General features: G+C 48.0%; 6 protein-coding genes and 1 pseudogene. 1 reads left to right on the top strand and 6 read right to left on the bottom strand.

The annotated features are described in order from the left end of the window. Positions 1-197, top strand: a 197-nt coding sequence (locus tag WG89_RS24850; RefSeq protein WP_062269480.1) for a hypothetical protein, incomplete at its 5' end; no start/stop codon positions are given. Between the two features lie 27 nt (positions 198-224). On the opposite strand, the gene WG89_RS24845 is transcribed toward WG89_RS24850, so the two are convergent. From WG89_RS24845 to WG89_RS32335, 6 genes and pseudogenes are all read right to left on the bottom strand, one after another. After that, a complete protein-coding gene (locus WG89_RS24845; RefSeq protein ID WP_153301813.1) occupies positions 225-521 on the bottom strand; it encodes a hypothetical protein in 297 nt (98 codons plus the stop codon). 126 nt (positions 522-647) lie between these two features. Then, the gene (gene traD / locus WG89_RS24840) at positions 648-2,471 is read right to left on the bottom strand and encodes a conjugative transfer system coupling protein TraD (RefSeq protein WP_062270378.1); all 1,824 of its coding nucleotides are present in this window, start codon (positions 2,469-2,471) and stop codon (positions 648-650) included. Further along, complete coding sequence (locus WG89_RS24835; protein ID WP_079254029.1) at positions 2,461-3,672, bottom strand: TraI domain-containing protein; 1,212 nt, start codon at positions 3,670-3,672, stop codon at positions 2,461-2,463. The genes traD and WG89_RS24835 overlap by 11 nt, the downstream gene beginning before the upstream one ends. Before the next feature lie 2 nt (positions 3,673-3,674). Continuing rightward, complete coding sequence (traA, locus tag WG89_RS24830; RefSeq protein WP_153301812.1) at positions 3,675-4,019, bottom strand: TraA family conjugative transfer protein; 345 nt, start codon at positions 4,017-4,019, stop codon at positions 3,675-3,677. 16 nt (positions 4,020-4,035) lie between these two features. Further along, the gene (locus WG89_RS24825) at positions 4,036-4,431 is read right to left on the bottom strand and encodes a TraV family lipoprotein (RefSeq protein ID WP_062270375.1); all 396 of its coding nucleotides are present in this window, start codon (positions 4,429-4,431) and stop codon (positions 4,036-4,038) included. A gap of 245 nt (positions 4,432-4,676) precedes the next feature. Then, positions 4,677-4,796: pseudogene (locus tag WG89_RS32335) on the bottom strand (IS5/IS1182 family transposase); the annotation flags it as partial.

Raw genomic sequence — 4,796 nt, 5'->3', positions numbered from 1 at the left:
GCTATGAAAACATGATGACCCCTTACGAAAAGTTCCTGTCACTGAAGGAACCAGAACAGTACCTGAAAGAAGGGATTACACTGGACCAACTAAAGGACAAAGCGGAAGCCATGACCGATAATGAAGCGGCCAGAAAGCTGCAACAAGCCAGAGAAATCCTGTTTCAATTAGTTCATGAGCGACAAGCCGAGGGTTAGGTAGTAGTACCTGCCTTCAGGCTCATTTCAGGATTGGAAAATACTGAATGGCAGGCAGGCCAGTAATACTGCAATCCGATAGAAGAGTTGTTGCATCAGACTCAGAAAATTATTAACCAAACCCTGAAAAAACTCGATTACATTTGCCAGTCCTTCACCCATGTTCCTGGCTGGAGTGGTGTGCTCTGTAAGAAAGCTTTCAATACCCGTTTTCATAATGGTTGCCGCATAGAATCGGTGGCCAGTTCGCAAAATCCAGTCTGCGTTATCCCTCCCCAGCCTGTGGGCATATTGCTGTTGTTCAATTTGCAGATACTTGCTCATGCTTTGCCCGGACATCACTAACCAGAGCAATAACAGACCAAGCCCATAACAACAGATAGTAATGGGATTGCTTTGTTTCTGAGCTTGCTTCTGAGAGAGTGTCATAGCAGAGGTAGAAGTGTATTTTCAGGGTTTTGGAGAGTAAATGATCGGGATTCTGCCTTTCAATAAGCGCCCGCCACCCAGTCGGGCTAAGTACTCCAGATTGGGCAGTTCGCCCAGTAGTTGTGGCGGGAACAGATCTCCGGTCTCTTCCAGCTGCTGCTCGCTGAGGTTACCAGTAAATTCCATAGGACGGTTTGCATCAGTGCTGATACCCTGATTGCGTATGAAGTATCGGTAACGAACCGGTGGCAGTTTATCGGTGATAAATTTCTGGGTATCCGGATTTTGTGTTCTCAGGCAAATAAGGTGATTGCAATTGTCGATAAACTGTTGAGCAGCTGCTTCTGAACCTAACTGGGCTTCAAAGTCTGCCAGTGTCTGGGTGGCGACGTATAACCGAAATTTTGCCCCCCGACCTTTGTTGAGCAGTGATAGCAGTTGAGGGCAAAGTACTTCTGCAGCTTCGTCTATAAACAGGTTGATCGGCTTCTCATCGTTCAGGGAGTAGTTATATCGATCTCCGGCCACAGCAGCCAGATCAGCCAGTAATAGCTGGCCAATGGCCTTACCCACCATAGGATCGGACAGAGAGTCGAGCCCAAAATACATCACTTTATTTTGGTCGATCAGGCTGGCTGTATGCGTACAGGGGCGTAGGTCATCAATATCCGTCGGATCAGGCGATAATAAACGAGCCAGTGGACCACCTGTAAGCATTCCCAGAGCCGGTAACAGAGTGGCAATCATTTTGCTGTAGTGAGCCCGGTCATGTTCAAACAGAGAGATGAGTCCTTCTACATCGGTGCAAGGGGCATAAGACATGACTTTATCCCGATAGAATTCAATCCAGCGTCGCGCAATGGTATCTGCATTTCTTTTACCTTTGGGTACCTCTTTCTGAACAGTATTGGAAGCTTGGGGACTATGGAGGGTGCAAACAATAGTGAGCGCTTTAATCAGCAGCTTGGTGACCCCACCTTCCAATCCTTGCCGAATCATAACCAGGGTAGGGCGCTGGCCACAAAGAAGGTAGCCTTGAACCACGGCATCAACCGCTTTCTGGGCAAATGCCTGAAACGGAGCATTATCACCGCCTGAAGGCATTAATCCGGAAATCCGGCTGGCCAGCTCACTGGAACGGTTAAAGTTCTGAAGCAGGTTGATTCGGATGGAGTCAGCCGGAAAGCCCGGATGAAACTTCATAAACCGGTATTGATTGCCTGATAGCTTGCAGCTTCTGTGTGTATGGCTGGCAAGGTCATGATCTCCCTTGGGATCAATGATGATTGTGGGTTCATTGCGTAGCACAGCCTGTGTCACCAACAAATCAAACAATCGGGTTTTGCCGCTGCCGGGCACTCCAATGACCATCGTGTGCATCTGTGTTTGCTCAAGAGGCTGGTATAAGGTTTCTTCATGTTCTTCCATACCGTGAATCCAGCCTGCTCCCATGGTTTTTTCTGATTTGGCCGGCAGGTTATCGCTTCGCAGTAAATCCCATGCCTTCTGTCCATGAAGTCGCTGCCATTCAAAGCCCCAGCCTAACCAAACGCCCTGATCCTGGTTCTTTGTTTGCAGCGATTGGCATTGCTGTCGGGTCAGCTTTAACAAAGCCAGTTTTTTACCCTTTAATCTGCTTTGTTGCTGCCATCTTGGTAGAGCCTGAGTAAGACGAGTAACCGCCATGGTCGCGCAGAAAGAGGATGTCAGAATAAAGCCAACCCATGGTAATGAACTGAAGAAGGAAAGTGTGTAAGCGGCGTTCATAGCGGAAAACCAGACCACCGCAGCACTCAGCTCATAAATAGGTCTCCAGTTTTGCTCGTAGGGGCGGTCATTGATCATTCTGTTCTCCTGCAAACTCTTCTGCAGGAGAGTCTGCTGGCAGCCATTGTTTGCACTGTTGGGAAATGACAGGTTGCAGTGCAATCACCAGGCGACCATTTCGTCGAAAAATAATCTGGTTGCCTAAAGGCTTGATCCAGCCTCTCTGGTTCCATTGCCTGAGCAGAATATCCGAGTCTGGTAGTTCTTCGGATTTCACCGAATCAGGCCAATGCAACAGAAGGCTGTCTTTTGCCCACTTGATATCCTCTTTTTGGAGTTTGGATATGACAAGATGAAGCCAGCTCAGTTCATTCTCTTTTTTTTCTACCGGCTGATCTCCAGTACTGACAGTTTTCATAATGTGATTAAGAGCTTCTCCTCTTACGAAATGAAGTTTGACACTCTTCAGACGAGCCAGCTCAACTGCATTGATTATTTGTGATACGCCACGACCGGTTTTTTGCCCGGTCAGCGCACTGACAAAGGTTTGCCAGAGAGTGCTGTTATCGACATCCGGTTGCAGGGTTTTACTGAATGATTGTGGAGTTATCTGTGGCAACAGTAATAGATTGATGACTGTATATTCTGGTGCCAATGGCTTTTCGGGGTTGGTATCACAGTGCTTCCACTGAGGTGAGTAATTAGTGATGCGATGTTGTTGTAACCATGCACCAAGACCTTGCTGAAAAGCAGGCCACTGTTCTGTTGATAGCGGCTCTAAAGTTTTTTGAACAGCTAGACAGGAAGTCATTCTACCACTGTCATATAACAGCCCGGCTACTCCTGCCATTAATCGCCATAGAGGTTCCCTGGCTCTGCGTTGATCAGGATACAAGTCATGGTCGCTGTGAATTTGTTGCATGGCGGTTACCGACCAGAATGCAGTTTCAAGTGCATGGCGAATCGCACCGGCCGGTCCGCAGTGATGTTGAGGGTGAGCGGGCAGGAGGTGCAGCCAGTAGGTGAGATTATCCAGTGTCTGGTCAAATAAAGGTTGGAGTTCTAAAGGTAAATTCAATTGCTCATTCACCTGTTCCACCAGTTTCTGTTGCTGGTAAAGGATGGTTCCGATGCCAACCTGATAGCCAGCGCAACCTGAACTGGTTTGTTCAGGAGGGTCAGGCTGTGGGGCATCGCTGGGTGATAGGGCTGCTTCATTGTCAGTCTGATGGGGGTGTAACCAGTGATTGATCATGGTTAAAGCCTGTGAAGTCGTCATTGTTAAAGTCCAAAAATGGAATTAATAATGGTGGGCGTCACTTGTAGACCTACTGCTGCACCGACTCCGGTTGCAAAACCGATGAGAGAGTTCCGGGCCATTCCATAGGCCAGTCCAATCAGCACAAATGAAATGGAAAGCGTTCGGCCCAAATCACCCTTGATCCAGCCTACGAGGCGGCCATAAATTTCTGCAAAATCATTGGCTCCGGAAACCTTGACGGGATCAGCCGCCTGAAGCTCAGGCGCAAATAGGGAAACCATAGAGAATGTTGCTAGTAGCAACATCCATGATGATTGCCTAAACAGAAACAAAGGTTTCTTTTCAGGTGATAAAAGAGTGCGCATGACTGGATTCTCCGGATTAATCATCAGCAGGCGAATAAACTGGAATGGCCGACTGCCAGTCTCTTGGGGCTATATCCGTCATCACCACGCTGTCACTGTGCCAGTTGCCCTGTCTATCAACCCAGGGGGCAATCCAGATTCTCAGGATTTGTGCAGGTGTACGGTTGGGAACAGCTTCGGGAGTGACAAGCCGAAGGTCTGGCTCAGTATGTAATTTGGGGGGAGTGGGAAATAGATTTTCAGTGGGCGTAGAGTCAGTATCTTTGTATATCTGCCTGGCTGATTTACAGACACCCTTGCCGGGTTCTGGGCAGGCATATTCTGATTCTCCGACTCCGAATAGTGAGCAGCCCTGAATAATCGGGACGAGCAAACCTATCAGAAGCCACACTCCAGTATAGGGTTTACACATGAGGAAATCTCGTAGGGTTAGTTTTTCAGACCATGGGTAAGGATCAGGTCCACCTTGCGTTCGGCACTGATTTCGATGACGGGCACCATCTGGTCAGCCAGATTCAGGTAAAAGTCGGCTAGGGAACCTGCGAATAACCTCTAATTTACTTCCCTTCTTGAATCGAGTTCGAAGTAGGACTGAAATCAGAGGTCTCAACCCCTTATTTGTATGATATTTAGCCACTTTCGTGACTTCAGGGCGGACTAACCCTGTGCCCGGATCATTTGATCCAGTCGAACAATATTCGCCAGGGCAAATAAAGTAGACAGTTTATTGTCATTCTTCTTCAAACCTCGATACCTGGCTTTTATAAATCCAAATTG

It is taken from the genome of Endozoicomonas arenosclerae (assembly GCF_001562015.1).
Taxonomy (GTDB): domain Bacteria; phylum Pseudomonadota; class Gammaproteobacteria; order Pseudomonadales; family Endozoicomonadaceae; genus Endozoicomonas_A; species Endozoicomonas_A arenosclerae.
The sequence above is the reverse complement of the archived record's forward strand: the minus strand, read 5'-3'. Positions and strand labels throughout refer to the sequence as shown.

Coding starts and splice junctions, on each gene's coding strand:
- WG89_RS24825 (WP_062270375.1), bottom strand. CDS start 4,431: ATGTGTAAACCCTATACTGGAGTGTGGCTTCTGATAGGTTTGCTCGTC.
- WG89_RS24835 (WP_079254029.1), bottom strand. CDS start 3,672: ATGACGACTTCACAGGCTTTAACCATGATCAATCACTGGTTACACCCC.
- traA (WP_153301812.1), bottom strand. CDS start 4,019: ATGCGCACTCTTTTATCACCTGAAAAGAAACCTTTGTTTCTGTTTAGG.
- WG89_RS24845 (WP_153301813.1), bottom strand. CDS start 521: ATGAGCAAGTATCTGCAAATTGAACAACAGCAATATGCCCACAGGCTG.
- traD (WP_062270378.1), bottom strand. CDS start 2,471: ATGATCAATGACCGCCCCTACGAGCAAAACTGGAGACCTATTTATGAG.